This is a genomic window from Pantoea sp. SGAir0184 (genome assembly GCF_043544755.1).
The window spans coordinates 105,511-129,686 of record NZ_CP028051.1; the positions used below are offsets into that span (position 1 = coordinate 105,511).

A 24,176-nucleotide genomic window follows, 5' to 3' on the forward strand; every position below is an offset into this window, starting at 1 on the left:
GAGAACGTACGGTTCTCCCCTTTTTTTCGCCCTCTTCTCTCTCGCCACCCTGCCTGCCACTAAGGTCTGTCAGACTTTGCGCCGCACGGTGCTGGCACCCGGGTTGATGTAGCAAACTAACAGTATGTTGTAACTAGATAGCCTTAGCACCTCCGCTAAGCACCGTGCTCGTCCAGCGCCAGCGCCTGCAAAAAGCGTTGCAGGATGGCGTTGTGACGCGGGCCCTGGCGGGTGACGAGCGCGATTTGACTGTGGTAATGGAACTGCTGCGGCGCGAGGGCGCGCATCTGCTTTTTCTCCACCCACTGCGCGGCGTAGTGGTCCGGCAGGAAACCGATATAGCGCCCGGTGAGAATGAGAAATGCGATCCCTTCGCGATCGGAAGCGGTGGCGCTGCAGTTCAGCTGCTGATGCAGCGCAATCGCCTCCGCCGGCATGCGAAACAGCGGCGCTATCGCATCGCAGGCCGCCAGCGCGTGGTGTTCCGGCCGCTCCGCCTGGTTAAATAGCGGGTGCGCGTGGCTGCAATAGAGCTGCGCATGTTCATCATACAGCTGTGCGTACGCCAGCCCGGAGACCGGCGCCGCCATCGGCAGCGCGCCCACGTGCAGGCGTCCTTCCAGCAGGCCTCGCTCGATATCCGCCGCGGTTAACATACTGATGTTGATCCGGATCCCTGCCCCGCTCTCCCGCAGCGCCGCCAGCGCATGGGTGAGACGCATGCGCGGCTGCGTCACCAGATTATTGATGATGCCGATGTTGAACTCCCCGCGCAGCTGCTGATGCATCTGGTTCACCTGCTGGCGAAAATCTTCCACCGCCGCCATCATGGTCTCGCTGTGTCGTAAAATTTCACGCCCTTCCTCGGTGAGCGCAAACCCGGCGCGACCGCGCTGGCACAGGCGCATGCCCAGCCGTTTTTCCAGATCGCTCATATGCAGGCTGATGGCCGAGCGCGTAATACCGAGCAGGCTTTCGGCGGCGGAAAAGCTGCCGCACTCGCTGACGGTTTTGAAAACGCGCAGCAGTCTGAGGTCGAAGTCGGTCACCTGGGCCAGCGTTTTCTTTTTCATTCAGGTGAGTAAATCCATAAGTGAAGACAAGTTAATTAGCATTTAACTTAACCGGCGGCGGATTGCAAACTCTGCTTAACACATGCCGGAGAAAACCCGATGTCACAGCCGATCAATACCGCCGACCTGAATTTACAGGCGCACTGGATGCCGTTCACTGCTAACCGCTATTTTCAGCAGGATCCCCGTTTTATTGTCGCCGCGCACGGCCACTGGCTGACCGATGGCGACGGCCGCCAGATTTTCGATAGTCTGTCCGGTTTATGGACCTGCGGCGCGGGCCACACGCGCCGTGAAATCCAGCAGGCAGTCGTGCAGCAACTCGGTACGCTGGATTACTCGCCGGGCTTTCAGTACGGCCATCCGCTGTCGTTTCAGCTGGCCGAGCGCATCGCCAGCCTGATGCCCGGCCATCTCAACCACGTGTTCTTTACCGGTTCGGGGTCGGAGTCGGCGGATACTGCGGTGAAAATGGCGCGCGCCTGGTGGCGGGCCAAAGGCCAGCCCAATAAAACCCGGCTGATTGGTCGCGCGCGCGGCTATCACGGCGTAAACATTGGCGGTACCAGCCTTGGTGGAATCGGCGGCAACCGTAAGGCCTTTGGTCAGCTGCTGGAGGTTGATCACCTGCCGCATACGCTGCAGCCAGAGCTGGCGTTTACCTCCGGCCAGCCTGCCACTGGGGGCGAGGCGCTGGCGGATGAGATGCTGAAGCTGATTGAACTGCATGATGCTTCGACTATTGCCGCGCTGATTGTCGAACCGCTGTCCGGATCCGCCGGCGCGATTATTCCGCCGCACGGCTACCTGCAGCGCCTGCGTGAGATCTGTACGCAGCACGATATTTTGCTGATTTTTGACGAGGTAATCACCGGCTTTGGCCGCATGGGACGCTGGAGCGGCGCGGAGTATTTTGGCGTCACACCGGATCTGCTCAACTTCGCCAAACAGATTACCAACGGTGCCATTCCGCTGGGCGGCGTGGTGGCCAGCAGCGAAATCTATCACACCTTTATGTCTCAGCCGCTGCCGCAGCACGCGGTTGAGTTTGCGCACGGCTACACCTATTCGGCGCATCCGGTGGCCTGCGCGGCCGCGCTGGCGACGCTGGACGTGCTGGAAAACGAGGCGCTGATTAGCCAGTCGGCCGAACTGGCACCGCATTTTGAACGTGCGCTGCACGGGCTGCGCGATTGTCCGCAGGTGGTGGATATCCGCAACTGCGGGCTGGTCGGTGCCATTCAGCTGGCACCCCGTGAAGGTGACGCGACCGTGCGGCCGTTTGAAGCGGGCATGGCGCTGTGGAAAGCCGGCTTTTACGTCCGCTTTGGCGGTGATACGCTGCAGTTCGGCCCGATGTTTGATACCCAGCCGGCCGAACTGGACCGGCTGTTTGATGCGGTAGGCGAAGCCCTGCACGGCCTCAGATAATCTCAGTGCTGTAGCTGACCGGCTGCGGCGGAATAAATGCCTGCACCGGCGTCAGTTCGCCGCGGTATTTGCGCAGTTGCACCACGGTGATTTGTCCGCTACAGCCCTGCGCCAGCGATGAAGTGCCGATATCCAGCGTCAGCACATTCGGATTGCCGTGGCGGCACAGCGGTCGCAGCGCGGTGGGATCGACCGGATCGTACCAGGCGCCGGTCGGCAACTGCACCACACCCGGCATAATGCTTTCGGTGACGCGAGCGCTGGCCAGCACGTGACCGCGCTGATTGTACAACTCGATAATGTCGCCGTCGGTAATGCCGCGCGCGGCGGCATCGTGCGGATGCAGGCTGCACACCTCACGTCCTTCGCATTTGCCGCTCAGGCTGTAGTCACCAAAATCCAGCTGGCTGTGCAGGCGCGTGGCCGGCTGATTCGCGATCAACCACAGCGGATGTTCCGCATCCGGCTGCTGCTGCGGCGCGCGCCACACCGGATGGCCGGGGCAATTTTCATAGCCAAAGCTGGCGATGGTGGCGGAAAAGATTTCGATTTTGCCGCTCGGTGTCGGTAGCGGTGCCGCCGCCGGATCGGCCCGAAACGCATTGATCATCCGCCCGCCATCTTTCAGCTGCGGCAGCTCAATCACGCCCTGCAGCCAGAACTGGTCGAAGTCAGGAATCGTCACCTGATGCGCGGCCAGTTTTTCCTGCAGCTGCGCATAGTGATGGCGCAGCCAGCCGCGGGCGTCGCGTCCTTCGGTGAACGCCTCTTCACGGCCTAAACGACGCGCCAGTTCAGCAAAAATGGTGTAGTCATCCTGCGCCTGCGCGTAAGGTTGCGCCACCGGCTGCATGGCAAACAGATGACGATCGGTCGGCGCACCGCCGATATCTTCACGCTCCAGCGTCATGGTGGCAGGCAGCACGATATCCGCATGGCGCGCGCTGGCAGTCCACGCGGTCTCGTGCACAATCAGCGTATCCAGCTGGCAAAACGCCTGCCGCAGCCGCGCCAGATCCTGATGATGATGGAACGGATTGCCGCCCGCCCAGTAGGCCAGCCGGATGTGCGGATAGGTCAGACGCCGGCCGTTGTAATCAAACTGCGTGCCGGGATGCAGCAGCATATCGGCGATGCGCGCCACCGGAATCAGCCGGTCAATACCGTTCTTACCCTGCGGCAGCGCCGGGAAACTCACCAGATTATGATGCTTACCGTAGTGGCCGAGTGCGCCGAGTGCATAGGTATATCCACCGCCCGGCAGCCCCGGCTGTCCCAGCGCGGCCGCCAGCACCAGCCCCAGCCATACCGGTTGCTCACCGTGTTCCGCGCGCTGCAACGCGTGCGCCACGGTAACCAGCACGCGCTTGCCGTGCAGCTGACGGGCAAAATCGGTGATTGTTGCCGCGCTGACGCCACAAATCTCAGCCGCCCACTGTGCGTCGCGCCGCGTACCGTCCTCTTCGCCGCGAATATAGGCGACCATTTGCGGCCAGCCGACGGTGTAACGCGCGAGGAAAGCCTCATCGGTGCGCTGCTCGTCAATCAGCACCGACAGCAGACCGAGAATGAAGGCCGCATCGGTACCGGGACGCAGCGCCAGCCACTCTCCCTGCGCCTCATCGGGCAGATCGCTCTGCAACGGGCTCACCGAAATAAAGCGTGCGCCGCGTTCTGCCGCCTGCTGCATAAAGCCGCGTTCGGTGTGTTCGCTCAGACCTCCGCTTGCCACCTGCGAATTTTTTAGCGCCAGGCCGCCGAACGCCAGCACGATCTCGCTATGCCGGGCGATCTCTTCCCAGCTGACGCCGCGGCGGGCGATCTCATTCATGTCGCCAACGATATGCGGTAACAGCACTGAAGCCGAGCCGGAACTGTAACTGTTCACCGAGCGCACGTAGCCACCCATCACCGTGTTAAGAAAGCGGTGCACCTGGCTCTGCGCGTGATGAAAACGGCCGGCACTTGACCAGCCATATGAGCCACCAAAAATACCTTCCGGCCCATACGCGTCCCCGACGCGCTGCAATTCGCGCGCCACCAGCGTGTAAGCCTGCTCCCAGCTCACCGCCACATAGTCATCATTGCCGCGACGCGGATCCGCGCCGGGCCCGTTTTCCAGCCAGCCACGGCGCACCATCGGTTGCGCCACGCGCGCCGGATGATGCAGGACATTGTGAAAGTTTTGCAGCAGCGGGCTGGGATCGGGATCGCCGTGAAACGGTTCGATGGTCAGTCGATCGCCCTGCTGGCGGGCAGTAAAAGCACCCCAGTGGGCGCTGTGCATCACCGGTTTTTGCGTCATCATGCTTCCTGGAGTCAAAAATGAAAAACGGTGCTTACAGCACCGTTGCAATAAAGTTTCTTACCCGTCCGTTTTCCGGATCGTCGAGCACCTGCTGCGTCGGCCCCGCCGCCACAATCCGTCCGCCTTCCATAAACACGATGTTATCGGCCACCTCGCGCGCAAAACCGATCTCGTGTGTCACGATCACCATGGTGATGCCGGAGTGCGCCAGCTGTTTAATCACCTGCAGCACTTCACCCACCAGTTCCGGATCGAGCGCAGACGTGGGCTCATCAAACAGCATCACGCCGGGATCCATCGCCAGTGCACGGGCGATCGCCACGCGCTGCTGCTGACCACCGGAAAGATTCTGCGGCCACTCTTCTTCGCGCCCGGCCAGCCCCACCTGCTTAAGCAGCGACAGCGCTTTGCTGGTCGCCTGCTGGCGGCTCTGTTTTTTCACCCGCATCGGCGCATCGACAATGTTTTGCAGTACGGTGCGGTGCGGGAACAGGTTGAACTGCTGAAACACCATGCCGATTTCGGCACGCTGACGCGCAATCTCGCTGCTGCTCAGCTCGTGCAGCGCCTGGCCTTTCTGTTTGTAACCGATGATCTCGCCACCGATACGAATCGTGCCACCATCCAGTTTTTCCAGATGATTGATGCAGCGCAACAGCGTCGATTTGCCTGAGCCGGACGGTCCGAGGATCACCGTCACCGAGCCGGCCGGGATATCAAGATTAACTTCATCCAGAATAGTGACGCCGGAAAAACGTTTGGTCACCTTACGTAAGGCGATTGCTTCAGCCATTGCTGACGCTCCTTTCGGCTTTAGGCGCGGAAAAACCGGGCAGCGACTTGAGTAAACTGCGCTTTTCACGGCGCGTGACGCCCCGGCCAAAGTAGCGCTCGACGTAGAACTGACCAACCGACAGTACCGAGGTCATCAGCAGATACCACAGCGTCGCCACCAGCAGCAGCGGGATCACTTCATAGGTGCGCTGATAGATGATCTGCGCCGAAAACAGCACATCCTGCAGGGAGATCACCGATACCACCGCCGTGGTTTTCAGCTGGCCGATGATTTCGTTACCGGCCGGCGGCATGATGGCGCGCATCGCCTGCGGCAGTACGGTATGACGGAAAATCTGCGCCGGACGGTAACCCAGCGCACGTGCGGCTTCCAGCTGGCCATTGCCAACGCTCTGAATCCCGGCGCGCACGATCTCAGCCGCATAGGCAGACTGATGCATTACCAGCGCGATCACCGCCGCGCTGAACGGGCTGACCAGCGCATTGGACTGAGTACTCCAGATTTCACCCAGACCCGGCAGCGACAGCGAAATGGTCGGGTACAGCGCCGCGATGTTGTACCACAGGAACAGCTGTACCAGCATCGGCACGCCGCGGAAAAACCAGGTATAGAACCAGCTGACGCCGACCAGCACCGGGTTGGATGACAGGCGCATCAGCGCCAGCACCGTGCCAAAGGCGAAGCCCAGCACCACCGAAATCGCTGTCAGCTGCAGCGTCATCAGCACGCCCTGCAGGATTGACTCGCCAGTGAAGTTTTCCGCAATCACGCCCCATTCGAAGCGCGGATTGTTGATCATCGAATGCGCCATCGCCACCACGCACAACAGCACCACCAGCGCACTGAGCCAGCGTCCGTAGTAGCGTTTACCGACGATTTTCAGATCGTCGGTGTGGTCGTGAAAGTCACTCATTGAAAGATATCCTGATTACGTTTTGACTCTTTAACCGCGCCAAAGCCGATGCCCCAGTTATCCAGGATCTTCTGGTAGCTGCCATCTTTAATCAGCGAGTTCAGCGCTGCCTGTACCGCAGGTTCAAGCGCGGAATCTTTCGGGAAGGCGACCGATACCGGCGCATCATGCACGGTGATTTCGCCGCTCATGGTCAGCGGTTTGATCACTTTCACCTGCCACAGCAGGCCTTCGTACGGGCCGAGGAACATCGGCACACGCCCGCTCACCACCGCCTGAACACCCGCCGGGCGATCCGGGAACACTGACACTTTAATCGGTTTTTTCCCGGCCGCTTCACAAGCTTTGCTGGCCTCTTCCAGACGGGTCACCTGAGTGGTGCCGGAACCGGCGCCGACTTCTTTACCGCACACCTCGTCGAGGGTTTTGAACGGCGCGACGTTGGCGTCTTTCCGCGAAATAATGCCGAGACGGCTGGCGTCGTAGTAACTCACGAAGTCGATAATTTTGGCGCGCGCCGGCGTGGCGTTGATGTTGGACAAGGCCACATCGTAGCGACCGGTTTTCAGTCCCGGAATGATGTTGTCGAAGCCGCCGGTATCACGCCACTGCACCTGAATGCCGAGACGCTCACCGACCGCGTTCATGATGTCAATTTCACGACCGGCCAGCGTTTTGTTGTCTTCTTTATAGAAGGTGGTGGGCGGCGTGTTGGGGTTGGTTCCTGCCACAATATAGCCACGCTTCGCCACGTCGGCGGGCACCAGGCTTTTCAGCGCGGCATCAGCCTGTACATGCAGTGAGCTGTCGGTTGGGACGGATTGTTCGGCGGCAAACGCGGTGTGCGCACTGAGAGCGAGTGCGAAAAGGGTGATACCTTTTGCGAATTTCACTGGAACCTTTCTCCTGATATTTAAAATGTTTCCCGGCAGGGAAAAGGCGTCGAGGTAGCGATGTATTTTTCCCTTTGCCCATGTCGCGTAAAGCCGCGCGGCGCAAAGGATTGTCATCCTCTGAACGTCCCGCAGCCATTCTCTGGAAGATAGGCAGCGATCACAAATGCGAAAAACAGATATCTATTGCCGAAATCCGGCAATAGGGTTCTTTGCTGGCCTGAATGCGGCCCTGTCATCGCGCAAAAATCAGATTGTTACCGCAAATCAGGCACCTGCTTATGCTGCCATGCTGAATGATTTGCTTATTAGCCATAACGTTCCTGTCTAAGCCAGCGTATCGCCCTGCTGACAAAAACTGACAAAAAAGCGGCCCGTCGAGGCGATTTGCGCAGGAATGTAAAGAAGTCGCACATCAATATACAATGCAAACCATTCTCATTATCATGCGCATTTGCTTACAAATGTTAACGCATCAGGGAGATGATATAAGTGAATGTAACTGTATGTGGCAAAAAGCGTCCGGTCGCACTGTGCCTGGCGGGCCTGTTAACCTCACCGGTGTTTGCCGCTGAACCCACGGAGAAGCTGGCTGACGATGAGTCGATGATTGTGACGGCAGAGCAGGAGTTGAAGCAGCAGCCGGGGGTTTCCACCATTACCGCTGAAGACATCAAAAAAAGTCCGCCCGTTAACGACCTCGCGGACATCATCCGCAAAATGCCCGGCGTTAACCTCACCGGTAACGGCGCCAGCGGCAGCCGCGGTAACAACCGTCAGATCGACATTCGCGGCATGGGCCCGGAAAACACCTTAGTGCTGATCGATGGCGTGCCGGTCACCTCCCGTAACTCGGTGCGCTACAGCTGGCGCGGTGAGCGCGACTCACGCGGGGATACCAACTGGGTACCGCCGGAAATGGTGGAACGCATTGAGGTGATACGCGGTCCGGCCGCTGCCCGTTATGGCTCCGGTGCCGCCGGCGGTGTGGTCAACATTATTACCAAACGCCCGACCAATGACTGGCACGGTTCGCTGTCGCTGTTCACTAACCAGCCAGAAGATGACAAGGAAGGCGCCACCCGCCGCGCAAACTTCAACCTCAGCGGTCCGCTGGCCGGTGAGGCACTCACCATGCGGCTGTACGGCAACCTGAACAAAACGGATGCCGACGCCTTCGACATCAATACCGCGCAAAATGGCGCTTACGCCGCCGGACGCGAAGGGGTGCGTAATAAAGACATCAACGGCGTGCTGTCGTGGAAAATCACCCCGACGCAGATTGTCGATTTCAGCTATGGCTACAGTCGCCAGGGCAATATTTATGCCGGCGACACGCAAAACAGCAACAGCAATGCCAGCGCTAACGGACTGGTTGAAGCGCTGTACGGCAGCGAAACCAACCGCCTGTATCGCCAGAACTACGGAGTGGTGCACAACGGCATCTGGGACTGGGGCACCTCTAAGCTCAACTTTAGCTATGAGAAAACCAATAACACCCGCCTGAAAGAAGGCTCCGGCGGCAGCACCGAAGGGATGATCAACAGCGATACGTACGCTACCAGCCGGCTGGAGAGCTATCGCGCCGGCGGGGAGATCAATTTCCCGCTGCAGCTGCTGGTCGATCAAACCGTTACGCTGGGTGCTGAGTGGAATCGCGATGAACTTAACGATCCGGCATCGGTACAGGCCACCAGCGCACCGGGCGTCGATTTCGGCGGCGTTTCCAGCGATGGTTCGCAGCGTGACAGTAAAAACAGCGCCACCATCAGCTCGCTCTATTTCGAAGACAACATCGCCGCCACCGACTCCACCGAAGTGATTCCCGGCCTGCGCTTCGACTATCACGATCAGTTTGGCGCTAACTGGAGCCCGAGCCTCAACCTGTCGCAGGGCCTCGGTGATTACTTCACGCTGAAAGCCGGTATTGCGCGCGCCTTTAAAGCGCCCAACCTGTATCAGTCCACCGAGGGCTATATCCTGTCGACGCGCGGCAACGGTTGTCCGATTGGCCTGTCACGCTGCTACCTGCTGGGCAGCAAAGACCTCGATCCCGAGATCAGCGTGAATAAAGAAGTGGGCATTGAGTTCAGTAATCAGGGCTATGTCGCGGGCATCACCTGGTTCCGCAATGATTACAAAAACAAAATCATCTCCGGCACCACGCCGGTGGCTTCAACCGGCTCGTATAACCTGCTGCGCTGGGAAAATGGCGGCAAGGCGATCGTCGAAGGGCTGGAAGGCAATTTGAGCATCCCGCTGATCGCCGACACGCTGGAGTGGCGCACCAATGCCACCTATATGTTCCGCTCGGAGAGCAAAAAAACCGGTAACCCGCTGACGGTGATTCCGGAATTCACCATCAACTCGCAGCTGGAATGGCAGGCGACTGAGGCGCTCAGCGCCAACATCAACTGGACGCAATACGGCCGGCAGAAGCCACGTCAGTATGCGGAAACCAGCCTCGAGGCCAGCCGTGGTCTGTCGCAGCGTGAAATCAGCCCGTATTCCATTGTCGGACTGAACCTCAACTATGACATCACTAAAAACCTGAGCGCCAACGCCGGTATCAATAACCTGTTTGATAAGCGCGTTTATCGCGAAAATGCCGGGGCATCGACCTATAACGAACCGGGCCGCGCCTGGTACGCCGGTGTCACGATGTCGTTCTGAGGAATGGACGCGATTGGTTAGAGCGAGCGAACTTAGCTGAGGGGTTTAAGCACCGCCGCCTGTGTGGCTGGCCTGCGCGCCAGCCGGATGCTCAACAGCGCGCCGGCCGCCAGACAGATCGACATACACACTATCGCCACGATGAAGGCATGGGTAATCTCTCCCGGCCCCTTGCCCGTGCCCAGCACGGCATAAAAGATCCCGCCGATAATGGCCACGCTCAGCGCCGTGCTCAGTTGCAACGTGGAGCTGGCGATACCGGCAATCATCCCGGCCCAGGCGGGTGCCACGCGTCCGGTGACGATGTGCATCAGCGTCGGCAGCGCCAGCCCCTGGCCAAACCCCACCACAAACAGTCCCAGAGCCAGCGGCAGCGCCGCTGGTGACATCCCAACCGGCGTGCTGGCCATCAGCCACACCAGGCCCAGCAGGCCGACCACTTCCAGCACCATCCCAGTGGCGTTAACGTAAGGCCCAATCAGCCGTCGCGCAGAGGGAGTGGATAACGGCCCCAGCAGAAAACCCGCACCAAAGGGCAGAAAGATCAGCCCGGCGCTCAGTACGCCCTGATGCAGCGCGCCCTGTAAATAGATCGAGAACAGCAGGAAGAATACGCCAATTGAGTAGAACAGCAGCGCCAGCAGCAGGGACAGCCCCAGACCCGGCACGCTGAAAATCGCCGGATCGATCAGCGGATCGCCGCCCTGCTTTGCCAGCCGGCTTTCATAGCGCCAGAACAGAGTGCCCAGCACCGGCACCAGCAGCAGCGATAGCCACGCCCACAGCGGCCAGCCCGCTTCCCGCCCTTCAATCAGCGGCACGATCAGCAGACCCAGCGTAACCATCGACAGTCCCATTCCGCCAAAATCCAGCTTGCGCGCGTGCTGAGCACGCGTCTCTTTAATCAACGGGATGCCAAACAGCACCACCAGCAGCGCTACCGGCAGATTGACCAGGAAAATGGCGCGCCAGCCGCTATTGAACAGGTTGAGTGAGATCAGGATGCCGCCCAGCGCCTGGCCGATCACCGAAGCCAGACCAAATACCGCGCCGTACAGGCTCAGCGCACGCGATTTCTCCGCTTCCGGGAAAATCGCCTGAATCGAAGCCAGCGCCTGCGGGGCCATAATCGCTGCAGTGATGCCCTGCAGCACCCGGCCGGCAATCAGCGCGCCCGGCGACCAGGCAAAGCCACAGAGTGCAGAAGCCGCCGCAAACCCGGTCAGCCCAATGAAGAACATGCGCCCGCGACCAAACAGATCGCCGAGGCGACCGCCGGTGATCAGCGTGACGGCATAAAACCCGGCATAGGACGAGATGACAAATTGCTCCGCCGAGCCGGACGTGGCCAAATCGCTCTGAATCGACGGCAGCGCCACATTCACAATAAAGAAATCCAGCGGCGGTAAAAACGCGCCTGTCAGCAGGACGATGAACATCGCCCAGCGGCGCGGATCGGGAGTTAACGCGTGCGATTCGGACATCATAACACCTCACTAAGGAACCAATCGGTTCCAATATAGATAAAAAAATTTAGTCGAGCAGACGCATTGTGCAGTCCACCACGGCGTTCATCTCAGCTTCCGTTGCCCCGGTTTTACCGAGGATGCGCATCCCTTCAATCTGGCAAACCAGTAAGCGTGCCAGCACCTGCTCATCACGCTCGGGCAGCTCTCCGCTCAGCTGACCGCGTACCAGCGTTGCCGCATACAGCTGCTGCAAACGCCGGAACATGCGTCCCGTGCGTTCGGCAACCTGGTCATCATGCGCGGCCATCTCGGTGGTGAGCGACACCACCAGACAACCGCGCCGCCCTTTCTCGCCGCTGGAGAGCGCGGCATAACGCAGCAGCGAGGCACGAATCGCCGCTTTAACCGCGCCGGGCTGCGCCAGAATATCCGAGGTGGCTTTCAGACCTTCGGTCATGTAGATATCCAGCGCGGCCAGCAGCAGCCCTTTTTTATCGCCGAACGCCTTGTAGAGACTGCCGCGCGATAAACCGGTCCCGGCGATCAAATCCGGTAGCGACGCCGCTTCATAGCCGCGATCCCAGAAAACGTGCATGGCGCTGCGGGCGGCCTCTTCCAGCTCAAACTCGCGCGGGCGACCGATGACGGTCAGGTTCTTCATCACTGCCCTCCCCTGTAATTATAAACCAACTGGTTCCTATCTTAGCTGCAATGCAGTGGCTATTGCAAGTCAGTCGCAGCCACTTCACGACACGGCCGCTTATACATGGATAATCAGGGTTAAGTGATGCGTCATACAAAAAACTGACGTAACGCGTCGGCCAGCGCCTGCGGTTGCTCATCCGGGATAAAATGACCACAGTGCGCGAGGCGAATACCGCTGACGTCGGCCGCAAAAGTGCGCAGCGGCTGGGCCATATCGGCAATCGAACCCTGATCGGCGCTCACCGCCAGCAGCGGGATCGCCAGTTTGCCCCGGGTTTGCAACAACTGACGATTCTGCTCCGCAGAGGTGCTGACTTCACGGTACGCCGCCATGCCGGCGCGCAGCGCGCCGTTTTGCTGCAGCAGCCGCACATATTCCGCCATCTCTTCGTCACCAAACACCATCGGGCTGGCTGCTTTGCGCTGTAAAAACCACTGCAGATAGAGCGCTTCACGACCGGCGATCAGCGCTTCCGGCAGATCCGGCAACAGGTGAAAAGCAAAATGCCAGGTTTTCCAGGCTTTGTCCGGCGTCGCAGGCAGCGCATCCGGCAGCGTCACGCCGGGAATGCCGGCATCCAGCAGCGCCAGTTTGCTGATGGCATCACCGTGCAGCATCGCCAGCGGCCAGGCAACCCAGGCACCCACGTCATGCGCGGCCAGGAAGTAACGCTTAACACCTAACTGCTGCAACAATCCCTGCACGCTGTGCGCCAGCGAGGTGGTGTCATAACCGCTGGCAGGCTTGTCGGAGTCGCCCTGGCCGGGCAGATCCGGCGCAATGATGAAATAGTCTGCCGCCAGCTGCGCCATCACCTTACGCCAGGCAAACCAGCTCTGCGGAAAGCCCGCCAGCAGTACCAGCACTGGTCCCTGCACCTTGCCACCGCTGACGTAGTGCAGCCGCACGCCCGCGACCGTGGCGTAAGCATGGTTAAATTGCGGCAGGTGATCGACGGGCTGTGACCAGCGCGGCGCGGCGTCCAGGGCAGGCAGTGACATAAGCGTTCTCCGGCTATTTTGGTAAAGAGTGTTTCCTTATTGGATGCGATTCTGCGCTACCGCGCCGTTACCGCGTACTGATTAAGGAAATGTTTATTTCCTTAATATTAACGACAGCCACGCGCGCCTTGCAAGCGAGTCTGTGAAATAGATCCGGAAGCGAACGGCGGAGTGAATCGCCCCGCCGCCGCGCCTGAGTGATATGCGGTTATCCCGCCTTCTTCGACGTGGGTTTCAGCGATCGATTGAGATCCTGAATGCGTTTCATGGTTTTAACCGTGCGTGCCGAACTGGCGGAGGCCACCGCCAGAATCAGCATTTCGAGGCACACCAGCACCGTGCCGTGCAGCGGCATGCGACCATTTTCACCGCCGCGCGGCACGTTAATCACCACATCCGCCTGCTGCGCAAACGCCGAATCCAGCGCGTGGGTCAGCAGAATCACCGGCATACCCAGCCGCTGCGCCTCTTTCAGCGTCGTCATGCCCTCACGGTGCGCCGATTTCTGCGCCATCATGATCAGTACATCGCCGCGCTGTAGCGTTATCAGCTGTTCTGCCAGCGCAATCCCGGCACGGTTAAGCGTCACCGCCGGCAGGCCGATGCGCCGGAACAGTCGCGCGCTGTACTCCGCCAGAATGCCGGAAGCGTTGATGCCAAACAGCGCCACCTGACGCGCTTCCAGCAGCAGTGTCACCGCAGCCGCCACCGCCTGACGGTTGACCGGTTCTGCCAGTACTTCGCAGGCGCGCTGATGGCCGCCCAGCACAAAATCGATGCCGGAGTTGATGTCACACGACAGTTCGCTGATGGTCGCGCTCATCTTCTCTTCCGAGTTTTGCGCCGGACCAAACCATGCGGCCAGCGTGGTTTTCAGATCGCGCAAACCGGCAAAGCCCAGCGCCTGCACGGTGCGCACCACGGTGGCGTCAGAGGTTTGGGTGGCCTGGGCGATATCCAATGCAGTCGCGTCTAATATAGCCTCACGATGTTCGTGGATATATCGCGCCACCGTTTGCAGGCTGGCCGATAATGTCGTGACGCGCGCACGGTAGCGTTCACCGAATACATCCACCCGATTTTTAATGTTATTTGCCGCCATTATGTTGCCTGTTAGTAATATCGCATCGTTGTGAACCGCGTCGGCAGGCCGGCTTGTAGTAAAAATTTGCGCCGCTACCGCTGCCCACTCCCTTCGCGCCTGGCTTAACCCGGCCAACTTCAAACGCTATAAAATAAATAATAAGCTGATTTAAAATAAGTTTTCTGACAATCCCGGTTCAAAAGTTTCTGCCGCGTTCTGCTGTAGTATCCACACCATCATTTACGTTTACTACTACATTTTTTCATGTTTGAATGATTCTCAATTACATCTCAGCCGCCTTTTTCCGCTGACTGATGGCATAACAATGCCGGGCCGCGAATGTCCTGTTCGTCACCGGCAGCATTTTACTGATAGCTTCGTTGCGCGGAATAAATAATCCCGCAATTACACCAGGTTTATATTCGATGCAGAACAACTCACCGCGGGCGGTTAAATTAATGTGCCATCCGGCTATCCTTGCCGCTATTTACGGCGTAACGGCACTCAGCAGTACTGACAGCCTTGCCGCTGAACAAAACAGCACCCTCACCGTAACGGCACAGCAGCAAAACAGTGACGACGGCTATAGCGCCACCAGCAGTTCGGTCGCCAGTAAAACGCCGGTGTCGCGCCTCAATGAAGCCCAATCGGTGAGCGTGGTGACGCAACAGCAGCTGGAGGATTATCAGGCCGCCAGCCTCGCCGACGCGCTGCGCTTTGTCAGCGGCGTAAGCGAAGGCAATACGCTGGCAGGTACCGAAGATGGCTTTGTACGCCGCGGCTTTGGCAGCAACTCGGATGGTTCCATCTATCGTGATGGCGTGCGCAGCAGCCAGGGGTTGAATTTTGATGCCACCACCGAACGTGTCGAGGTGCTGAAGGGCTCGGCTTCGCTGCTGTACGGTATCCAGAATCCCGGTGGCGTGATCAATATTGTGAGCAAAAAGCCGCAATACACCTGGCACACCAAAGTCAGCGGTCGCGCAGCCAGCGAGGGCGGCGCCGCCGGCACGCTGGACGTCACCGGCCCGCTCGGCAACGGTTTTGCTTTCCGCCTGATTGCCGAAAAGCAGAATCAGGATTACTGGCGCAATTTCGGCAGCGATAAACACACCTTAATCGCCCCCTCGCTACAGTGGTATGGCGAGCAGGCCAGCTTCCTCATCAGCTACGAAGATTATCAATACGATATTCCCTACGATCGCGGCACGGCGTTTGTTAACGGTAAGCCGGTAGCGATTGGCTATAAAGATCGCCTGGACGATAAAGCTAACCATGCGTGGGGCCACAATAAAACCCTGAACGCGCACTACGACTGGCAGTTCAATGAGGCGTGGAGCACGCGCCTGACTTTTGGCTGGAACCAGCGTCAGTACGACAACAACGAAGTGCGGGTTACGGCGATCAACCCCACCACCGGCGTGGTGACGCGCCGCGCCGACGCCAACCGTGGCTTCAACCATAAAACCAAATACGTGGCGTGGGATGTGATCGGTTCACCGCAGCTGTTTGGCATGACGCACGATGTGGTGTTCGGCACCGATTATGAAATGAACCAGACTTACCGTGCGCACCAGTATCAGGGCAAAGCGAACACCGCCTTCAACCTGTACGATCCGCAATACGATATGCTGGCACCGCTCACCAACAGCAGCAGTGAAAACAGCGCCAACGCTAACCTGCTTAACCGCTTGCACAGTCGCTCGGTATACGCCAAAGACAGCATTTCGCTCACCGACGACTGGATTGCGGTGCTGGGCGGACGCTATCAGCACTATGAACAGCGCGCGTCAAAGGGCTTCGATCCGGTGGTGCAAACGCTGGATAGCGAGGGCAACAAGTTCCTGCCGCAGGCCGGGCTGATTTACAAACTGACGCCGGATGTCTCACTGTACAGCAGCGTGAGCAAATCCTTTACGCCGTCGACTGACGTCGACGATGACGGCAACGTCGGCAAGCCGGAACAGGGCACCACATGGGAAGTGGGCAGCAAGTGGCAGATTTCGCCCCGGCTGTTTGCCAGCGTAGCGCTGTACCGCATCGACGAACGCGATATGTCGCTCAACATTAACGGCACCACGCGCGCCATCAATAAAGCGCGTTCGAGCGGCGCTGAATTTGAGCTCAATGGGGAAGTGCTGCCGGGCTGGGATCTGAGCGCCAACTACAGCTACGATAAGGCTGAAATCGTCGACGATGGCGTCAATCCGGCGAACAATGGCAACCGCCTGCAGAATGCACCTCGTCACGCCGGGGCGCTTTACCTGAGCCATAACCTGACGCTGAACGGCATTCCCGGTGACTTCCGCGTCGGCGGCGGTGCGCGCTACGTTGGCTCACGCGCCGGTGATCCGGAGAACAGCTTTACGCTGCCGGATTATGTGGTCGCCGACAGCTTTATCGCCTGGAATAATCAGCTGTTTGGCGAGAAAACCCAGCTGAAGCTTAACCTGAATAACCTGTTCAATAAGCACTATTACACCTCCAGCGGCGGCAACCTGCGCGTGCGCGAAGGGGAAACCCGTAACATGATGGTCGAGGCCAGCGTTGAATTCTGATCGAGCGAAAAAGCCGCTGACGTGGCGTGCCTGGCTGGCAGCCCTCCTGCTGCTGGCGTTCAGCACCAGCGCGCTGGCCAGGGTGATCACCGATATTGACGGCAATCGGGTGGAGATTCCCGATAATCCGCAGCGCATCGTGCTGGGTGAAAGCCGCATGCTGTATACCCTGGCACTGCTGGCGCCGGATGACCCGTTCCGCCACATCGTCGGCTGGCCGCGCGATCTGCAAAAGTATGACAGCCAGACGTGGAACAGTTTTGCGCAGCGGTTTCCGCAGATGCTGAACATCCCGACGCTCGGATCGGGCGGCCCTCAGGCGATCAATCCGGAGCAGATTCTCGCCCTGCGGCCGGACGTGGTCATTCTGCCCAGCCTGGCGCGCTACGATGATGCCGATCTGAGGCTGGTCAGCATCCTGAATGCTGCGCATATTCCGGTAGTGAAGATCGATCTGCGCGTACATCTGTTAAAGAACACGCGGCGCAGCGTAGAGATTTTTGGTGAGGTGCTGAATCAGCAGGCGCGCGCGGCGGCATTCAACCGCTTTTACAGTGCGCATCTGCAGGTGATTGAGGAACGGCTGGCGCGCTATCACGGGCCGAAACCCACGGTGCTGTTGCAGTTGCATCTGGGACGGCGCAACGAGTGCTGCGTGACGGCGATTAACGGCAGTCTGGGCGAGCTGCTCAACGCCGCCGGCGGCGACAATATTGCTGGCAAAACTCAGCACGGCGTGTTTGGCCGTTTGAGTGAGGAGCAGGTGATCGCAGCCCAGCCTGAGTATTACTTTGCCACCGGCTTTGGCGATAACGCCAGCGCAGGCCTGCTGCGCCTCGGGCCGGACGTCGCGCCCGACGCGGTGCTGAGCAGTTTCCGCCAGCTCACCGCGCAGCAGAACGGCCTGCGTGAGCTGAAGGCGATTCGCAACGGCCATGCAGCGGCAATCTGGATGAATTTTTACCTCAGCCCGTGGCACATTGCGGTGACCGAGTTTATGGCAAAAACGCTATATCCGCAGCTGTTCGCCGACATCGATCCGCAGCAGACGCTGGAAACCCTGTTCCGTGATTTCCTGCCGATCCCCTATCGCGGCACGCTGTTTATGCGGATTCCGGCGGTGGATTAACCGTGCTGTTCATCCTGATATTTCTGTGCGGCCATTCCGGTGCGCATGAATGCGCACCCTACAGATGACCTCAGGCCCGATGCCGTTATGCATTGATGCGCCCCCGGGAATGGTCCCTGTAGGGTCGCCATTTATGGCGACCGGCGGATCCGTGAAATACCTGAAACTGCTGCGCAATTGAGCTATGTCCTGTAGGGTTGCCATTTATGGCGACCGCTGCGCTGCCTGCGGCTGGCGCTTAAACACCCAGAACGCCCAGCTGTGGTACAGCAGCGTCAGCGGCAACACAATCAATAAACCCGTCACCACAAACCCCTGCGTCACCGGCGAGGAGGCCTGCTGGTGCATCTCCAGCTGCCACGGCAGCAACCACGGATAAAGCCCGCACGCCAGCGCCGCGACCACCACGCCCGTCTGCACCAGCGTAATCATCAGCAACGCCACCATTGCTTCCCGCCACAGCGTGAGCAGCTGCAGCAGCCACAGCGCAGGCAACAGGCTCAGCAACACTTTTCCCGGCCAGCGCTGCCAGCTCTGCTGCCACAGCGCCGGCTCCAGCAGCAGCACGGCAATAAAGCAGGCCAGCGTCACCACCCACCACAGCATGGCCAGCGCCCGCGCCCGCTCCACCACCGGCTCGCCAATGCGCCAGCACAGCCAGCAGCAGCCCAGCAGCAGATCAACCGCCACCAGCCCGAGGCCGCACAGCAGCGGCACCAGCGAAAAATCAATCACAATCCCGCTGGGCGGACGCGACACCAGCATCAACCCGCTCATCCAGCCTGGCAGAAACGCTGCCAGCAGCGAGCTGACCATCAGCAGCCGGTCCAGCCAGCGTCGCCCGGTCTCGCCAGGCTGACCGCGATACGCCAGCGCCAGCCCGCGCAAAAACAGCGCCAGCAGGAATAGAAACAGCGGCACCTTCAGCGTTTGTAACAGCAGACTGTACAGCGGCGGAAACAGCGCCAGCATGCCGCCCGCCAGCAACACCAGCCAGGTTTCATTGGCATCCCACAGCGGCAGCAGGCTGTGCACCATCCACTGCCGCTCTTGTGGCTGGTCGAAACTGTACAGCAGCATCCCCACGCCGCTATCCGTGCCATCCAGCGCCAGATACATCAGCAGGGCAAACAGCAGGAGCACAGCAGAAAGTTCGACCAACATTCTCACCCTCCTCAGGCTGGCGTCTGTATGGTTTCCGCTACCGCCGTCGCCTGCGGATCCGGCAGCGGTGCCGCCAGGTGGCGCAGCAGATAACCCAGACCAAAGGCAAAACTCAGTGCGTAAATCACCACCACCGACACGAAAATGGCGACGCTGCTGCCGAGGGACATTGGCGCCAGGCTGTCGGCGGTACGCAGCATGCCGTATACCGTCCACGGCTGCCGGCCAACCTCCGTCACCACCCAGCCCGCCAGCAGCGCAACAAAGCCAGCCGGTGACATCAGCGCCAGCAGACGCAGCACGCGCCGCGACTGATCAAGACGACCGCGCCAGCGCTGCACATTGCCCGCCAGGCTGCTCAGCAGCATTAGCAGCGCCAGTCCCACCATCAGGCGAAAGGCAAAAAACACCGGCAGCACCGGCGGCAGGCTGTCGCGCGGAAATTCACGCAGGCTTTTGATGTGGCCGCTGAGGTTATGGCGCAGGTAGAGCGAACCGATAGCCGGGATCGCCAGCTCGGCGTGATTCCGCTGCTGCGCCTGATCGGGCAGCGCAAATAGCCGCAGCGGCTCGCCCTCCCCTGGTGCAGGCGGCTGCCAGCCGCCCTCGATCGCCGCCAGTTTAGCGGGCTGATAGTCACGGGTGTTTTCGCCATGCAGATCGCCCACCACCATCTGCAGCGGCAGGATGCACAGCGACACCGTCAGCGCGCTGCGCAGCATCAGCCGGCTGGCGGCCTCGCCAGCATTACGCAGCAGGCGCCACGCCGCGACGCCACCCAGCAAAAACGCCACGCTGATCCACGAGGCCAGCAGCATGTGCGCCAGCCGCCAGCCAAATGAGGGCGCGGAAATCAAACTCCAGGCGCTGTCAGGCATAAACTGACCGGCGTCATTGAGCGTAAAACCGCGCGGCGTTTGCATCCAGGAGTTAGCGGCGAGGATCCAGAAAGCGCTAAAAATCGCGCCGAGCGCCACCAGACAGGTAATGGCGAAATGCACGCCGGGTTTCACCCGATCGATGCCAAACAGCATCACGCCGGTCAGCGCCGACTCGAGGAAAAAAGCGATCAGCACTTCATACAGCATCAGCGGACCGATAATGCCGCCCGCTTTGCTGGCAAACACCGACCAGTGGGTGCCGAACTGAAACTCCATGATCACGCCGGAGACGGTGCCAATCGCCACGGTGAGCGCGAATACCTTGATCCAGAAGTGCAGCGCCTGATGCGCTTCCGGCCGCCTGCCCCATAGCCAGCGCGCTTCAAACCACACCAGAAACGGAGCCAGCCCCAGCGTCAGCGCCGCCAGAGTAATGTGCATGCCCATCGTCAGGGCAAACTGACCGCGCGCGATCAGCAGCACCCACTCCTGGCTACTCACGGCTCGGCTTACCGCTGTAGCGGGTGATCGGCTTCTCTTCGTCACCCTGCATGGCGCGCGCGAAGGTTTCCAGCGCCGCCAGCAGTGGCCGGATGCCCTGCCACAGCGCCTCATCATTCAGCAGTTTGAGCACGCCACTGACGCCCGGCGCGCTTTTCTCCTGCTGCGCCGTGTCGCTGGCCGGCTTCATCGCCAGCAGGGCATCGCGCAGCGCCAGCAGTAAATGGTTGAAACGCTCCGGCGGTACGGTGCTGAGCGTCATAAACAGCAGCGACAGGTTCTGAACCGCATTCTGCGTGCCGGGCCGGTTAAGCCCGGCGGCGACGATTTTGCCGATGTCATTGTTGGCTTTTACCATGTCATTAGCCAGGCGCAGGAAACCGTGCTGATGCAGATTCTCCAGCAGTTCGTTCAGCGCCTCCTGCGCGCTGGGTTCGGTGCGCGTCGGAGTGGGTTGATAGTGCAGCGGTTCGGCCATTAGCTTTTCTCCGGATGCGAAACGTGTTCAGGCGGCAACCGGTATTCAGGCTGCTGCCATTTTTGTTCAACGGGCAGATGATCCAGCGGCGTGCGCTGGCCGTGGCGGAAGTTGTGCAGCGGAATCGGGTGCGGCTGTGGCGCATGCGCCAGTTTACGCATCGTTACCGCAATCTCTTTATAGGCCGGGGTGTTGACGTCGGGATCGTGGTGTTCACCGGTCAGCCCGTTCACCCCCGGTTTGCCATGGTGGATAGGAATGAACAGCACATTGCCGGCCATCCGTTCGGTCACCACCACTGGCACCTCTACGCTTCCCCGGCGCGAACGCAGCTCCACCCAGTCGCCCTGCTGTAGTTGCCGCTCCTGCGCCAGCTGCGGCGAAATCTCAACAAACCAGTTGGGCGACAGCGATTTGATGCGCCCGCCCTGCCCGGTCTGATTAGTCGACTGGAAATGCTCCAGCATGCGGCCATTGTTCAGCAGCAGGTCGTACTGCGCATCGGGCGCTTCCATCGGTGGCTGCCACGTCAGTGGATACAGACGCGCTTTGCCATCAGGAAAGGCGAACGCCTCGGTATACAGCAGCGGCGTGCTGCTGCCGTCGGCGTTTACCGGCCACAGCTGTGACTGCCAGCCGACGAGGTTCTCATAGCTGACCCCGGCAAACAGCGTGGCGATACCCGCAGCTTCTGCCATAATGGCGCCGGGATTCGGGTAGTGCCAGTGATGGCCGAGACGCGCCGCGACCTCCGTCAGTATCTGCCAGTCAGGCCGGCTGTCGCCGAGCGGCGCAAACGCAGGCGAGAAGTGCTGAATGCGCCGTTCGGTATTCACGAAGGTGCCCTCTTTCTCCAGGCTCGGACAGCCAGGCAGCACCACATCCGCGAACTGCGCGGTGCGACTCATGAAGATGTCCTGCACCACCATGAAATCCAGCCGGCTGAAGGCTTCGTGCACTTTGGTCGAGTCCGCATCAGAAAAGGCGGTCTCTTCGCCGATGATGTACATGGCGCGCACCCGCTGTTTATGCGCGTCTTCCACCATCATGAAGTTATCCAGCCCGGCCTCTGAGGAAAGCGCTTCCGGCGCCACGCCCCAGGCGCGCGCCCACTTTTCCCGTACCTGCGCATCGGTCACTTTTTCGTAGCCGGGATAGACATTGCTTAAGCAGCCAAAATCGCTGGCACCCTGCACATTATTGTGACCGCGCATCGGATAGCCGCCGGTGCCGGGCCGGCCGTAGTTGCCGGTCACCAGCAGCAGATTGGAGAGCGCAGTGCTGGTATCCGCACCGTGGCTGTGCTGCGTAATGCCCATCGCCCACAGCAGGCAGGCGCTGCCCGCGTTGCCGATCATCTCGGCGGCCTCAGTCAGCTGCGCCACGCTCAGGCCGGTGACTTCACTGGCCATCTCAAGGGTGAAAGGCGCCAGCGAGGCGCGGTATTCCGCCACCTGATTTACGCGCTCGCGCAGGAATGCTTCATCAGCATAACCGTGGTCAAACATGTAGCGCGCCATCGCCGACGCCCACACCATGTCGGTGCCGGGGCGGATGCGCAGATAACAATCGGCGCGCTCGGCCATTTCGTGACGGCGCGGATCGACCACCAGCAGCTTCTGTCCGCGATGTTTGTGGCTCTGTTTGATATGTGAAGCGAAAACCGGATGATTTTCCGCCAGGTTGCTGCCAACGGTGATGATCAGGTCGGTCTGCTGCAGATCGCGCAGCGTACCGGCATCGCCGCCGTAGCCCACGGTGCGAAACAGCCCTTCCGTCGCCGGGTTCTGGCAATAGCGCGAGGAGTTGTCCACGTTGTTGGTGCCGAAAATCAGACGGGCGATCTTCTGCGTCAGGTAGGCTTCCTCATTGCTGGCTTTACTGGAACCAATAAAACCAATCGCGTTACCGCCGTGCTGGCGTGCCACCGCGCGCAGGCCATCGGCCACACGCTGTAGCGCCTCTTCCCAGCTGGCCGGGCGGAACTGGCCGTTTTCACGAATCAGCGGCGTGGTCAGCCGGTTTGGGCTGTTCACAAAATCCCAGCCAAATTTGCCTTTGACACAGGTTGAGATGCCGTTAACCGGCGCATCGGCCACCGGCTGGATTTTGAGGATGTGGCGATCGCGCGTCCAGACTTCAAAACTGCAGCCGACGCCGCAATAGGTGCAGACGGTTTTGGTTTTTTTGATTTCGACTTTGCGCAGCGCATCATCGATCAGCGAAATTCCGGTGATCGGATCCATGCCGATGCTGTTTTCCAGTGATTTGACGAAATCAATCAGCGGCCGCTTCAGGTCTTCATCCATCGCGGTGAAGGGACCGGCGTCGGGCTGCATGGTTTTTTCCAGTAGCGCGTTGCACGGACAGACGGTCACGCAGTGCCCGCAGCTGACGCAGCTGGAACCGGCAATCTGCGTCCCGCCATCCCACAGCACGCGCGGGTGATCGGCGCTGTAATCAATCGACAGCGTCTCATTCACCTCGACATTCTGGCAGGCCTCCACGCAGCGTCCGCACAGAATGCACTGATCCGGATCGTAGGTATAAAACGGATTACTGTGGTCTTTGCTGTCCGGTTTGCGCTGGTAGGGGTAATACTGAATCGGAATGTGCATGTCCGCGACGGTGTTATGTAACGTGCAGTCGCCGGTGTTGTGTTCACACACCGTGCAGTAGAGTTCGTGGCGATTGAGAATGCGGTCCATGCCCTCCTGCTGTGCCGCCTGCAGTACCGCACTCTGGCTGACCACGCGCAAGCCCTCGGCGCTGCGTAACGTGCAACCGCGCACGGCTTCGCCATCCACCTCCACCCAGCAGACATCACAGGTTTGCAGCGGCGGCAGCGCCGGGTGATAACAGACGTGAGGCAGTTTTTTTCCCTGCTCCTGCAGAAAATCAATTAACGGTTGATTTGCGGTTCCGCTTAAGCGCTCACCATTAAATATAATGGTACATTGTGCTTCGCTCATTTAACGCCTCGTTTAAGCCATCGCTCATAATTATTCGGGCCGGCCAGCGCCGGTTATTATGTAAAGTTATGCATAGAGCTTAGGAACAAATTTTTATCCCGCAAGCAGGCCGATTCGCTTAATAATGCGCACAGCTTACGCAGCGC

General features: G+C 59.8%; 17 protein-coding genes. 4 read left to right on the forward strand and 13 right to left on the reverse strand.

Annotated features, from left to right (window positions below; translation table 11 throughout):
- Positions 1 to 155: 155 nt before the first annotated feature.
- Positions 156 to 1,073 carry a LysR family transcriptional regulator gene (locus tag C1N60_RS20525; RefSeq protein ID WP_104187211.1) on the reverse strand — a complete coding sequence of 306 codons (918 nt, stop codon included), beginning with the start codon at positions 1,071 to 1,073 and terminating at the stop codon, positions 156 to 158.
- Between the two features lie 99 nt (positions 1,074 to 1,172).
- Here C1N60_RS20525 and C1N60_RS20530 point away from each other — a divergent pair, with 99 nt between their 5' ends.
- On the forward strand, positions 1,173 to 2,504 hold the full coding sequence (locus C1N60_RS20530) for an aspartate aminotransferase family protein (RefSeq protein WP_264444533.1): 1,332 nt from the start codon (positions 1,173 to 1,175) through the stop codon (positions 2,502 to 2,504).
- Here the strand turns inward: C1N60_RS20530 and C1N60_RS20535 are convergent.
- Genes C1N60_RS20535 through C1N60_RS20550 form a run of 4 tightly spaced genes read right to left on the reverse strand, consistent with a single transcriptional unit; the run spans position 2,497 to position 7,414 of the window.
- Positions 2,497 to 4,809, reverse strand: coding sequence for a molybdopterin-dependent oxidoreductase (locus C1N60_RS20535; protein WP_394522012.1), 2,313 nt, complete (start codon positions 4,807 to 4,809; stop codon positions 2,497 to 2,499). The two genes, C1N60_RS20530 and C1N60_RS20535, sit on opposite strands and share 8 nt — an antisense overlap.
- 34 nt (positions 4,810 to 4,843) lie before the next feature.
- Complete coding sequence (locus C1N60_RS20540) at positions 4,844 to 5,605, reverse strand: amino acid ABC transporter ATP-binding protein (RefSeq protein WP_058758829.1); 762 nt, start codon at positions 5,603 to 5,605, stop codon at positions 4,844 to 4,846.
- Positions 5,598 to 6,521 (reverse strand): amino acid ABC transporter permease, encoded by a 924-nt coding sequence (locus C1N60_RS20545; protein WP_021509533.1) that lies wholly within the window; start codon positions 6,519 to 6,521, stop codon positions 5,598 to 5,600. The genes C1N60_RS20540 and C1N60_RS20545 overlap by 8 nt, the downstream gene beginning before the upstream one ends.
- Positions 6,518 to 7,414 (reverse strand): ABC transporter substrate-binding protein, encoded by an 897-nt coding sequence (locus tag C1N60_RS20550; RefSeq protein ID WP_021509534.1) that lies wholly within the window; start codon positions 7,412 to 7,414, stop codon positions 6,518 to 6,520. Before C1N60_RS20550 ends, C1N60_RS20545 begins: the two co-directional genes overlap by 4 nt.
- Positions 7,415 to 7,906: 492 nt before the next feature.
- Between C1N60_RS20550 and C1N60_RS20555 the strand changes: the two genes are divergently transcribed.
- The gene (locus tag C1N60_RS20555) at positions 7,907 to 10,087 is read left to right on the forward strand and encodes a TonB-dependent siderophore receptor (protein ID WP_058781407.1); all 2,181 of its coding nucleotides are present in this window, start codon (positions 7,907 to 7,909) and stop codon (positions 10,085 to 10,087) included.
- Positions 10,088 to 10,119: 32 nt separating this feature from the next.
- Here the strand turns inward: C1N60_RS20555 and C1N60_RS20560 are convergent, their stop codons facing one another.
- From C1N60_RS20560 to C1N60_RS20575, 4 genes are all read right to left on the reverse strand, one after another.
- A complete protein-coding gene (locus C1N60_RS20560; RefSeq protein WP_394522013.1) occupies positions 10,120 to 11,571 on the reverse strand; it encodes an MFS transporter in 1,452 nt (483 codons plus the stop codon).
- Between the two features lie 49 nt (positions 11,572 to 11,620).
- The gene (locus C1N60_RS20565) at positions 11,621 to 12,217 is read right to left on the reverse strand and encodes a TetR/AcrR family transcriptional regulator (protein ID WP_394521917.1); all 597 of its coding nucleotides are present in this window, start codon (positions 12,215 to 12,217) and stop codon (positions 11,621 to 11,623) included.
- 131 nt (positions 12,218 to 12,348) lie between these two features.
- Positions 12,349 to 13,263, reverse strand: coding sequence for an alpha/beta fold hydrolase (locus C1N60_RS20570; RefSeq protein ID WP_394521918.1), 915 nt, complete (start codon positions 13,261 to 13,263; stop codon positions 12,349 to 12,351).
- 208 nt (positions 13,264 to 13,471) lie between these two features.
- Positions 13,472 to 14,365, reverse strand: a complete 894-nt coding sequence (locus tag C1N60_RS20575) for a MurR/RpiR family transcriptional regulator (protein WP_058770525.1) — start codon at positions 14,363 to 14,365, stop codon at positions 13,472 to 13,474.
- Positions 14,366 to 14,805: 440 nt separating this feature from the next.
- Between C1N60_RS20575 and C1N60_RS20580 the strand changes: the two genes are divergently transcribed.
- Positions 14,806 to 16,905, forward strand: a complete 2,100-nt coding sequence (locus C1N60_RS20580; protein WP_394522014.1) for a TonB-dependent siderophore receptor — start codon at positions 14,806 to 14,808, stop codon at positions 16,903 to 16,905.
- Positions 16,895 to 18,034: an ABC transporter substrate-binding protein gene (locus C1N60_RS20585; RefSeq protein ID WP_081317669.1), complete on the forward strand. Its 1,140-nt coding sequence runs from the start codon at positions 16,895 to 16,897 to the stop codon at positions 18,032 to 18,034. The genes C1N60_RS20580 and C1N60_RS20585 overlap by 11 nt, the downstream gene beginning before the upstream one ends.
- Positions 18,035 to 18,238: 204 nt before the next feature.
- On the opposite strand, the gene C1N60_RS20590 is transcribed toward C1N60_RS20585, so the two are convergent.
- The 4 genes from C1N60_RS20590 to fdhF are packed head-to-tail and all read right to left on the reverse strand — an operon-like array spanning position 18,239 to position 24,030.
- Positions 18,239 to 19,198, reverse strand: coding sequence for a cytochrome d ubiquinol oxidase subunit II (locus C1N60_RS20590; RefSeq protein ID WP_141496062.1), 960 nt, complete (start codon positions 19,196 to 19,198; stop codon positions 18,239 to 18,241).
- Positions 19,199 to 19,209: 11 nt separating this feature from the next.
- Positions 19,210 to 20,580: a cytochrome ubiquinol oxidase subunit I gene (locus C1N60_RS20595; RefSeq protein WP_394521919.1), complete on the reverse strand. Its 1,371-nt coding sequence runs from the start codon at positions 20,578 to 20,580 to the stop codon at positions 19,210 to 19,212.
- Positions 20,573 to 21,058 (reverse strand): hypothetical protein, encoded by a 486-nt coding sequence (locus C1N60_RS20600; RefSeq protein ID WP_021509544.1) that lies wholly within the window; start codon positions 21,056 to 21,058, stop codon positions 20,573 to 20,575. The genes C1N60_RS20595 and C1N60_RS20600 overlap by 8 nt, the downstream gene beginning before the upstream one ends.
- On the reverse strand, positions 21,058 to 24,030 hold the full coding sequence (gene fdhF, locus C1N60_RS20605; protein ID WP_394521920.1) for a formate dehydrogenase subunit alpha: 2,973 nt from the start codon (positions 24,028 to 24,030) through the stop codon (positions 21,058 to 21,060). The genes C1N60_RS20600 and fdhF overlap by 1 nt, the downstream gene beginning before the upstream one ends.
- Positions 24,031 to 24,176: the final 146 nt, after the last annotated feature.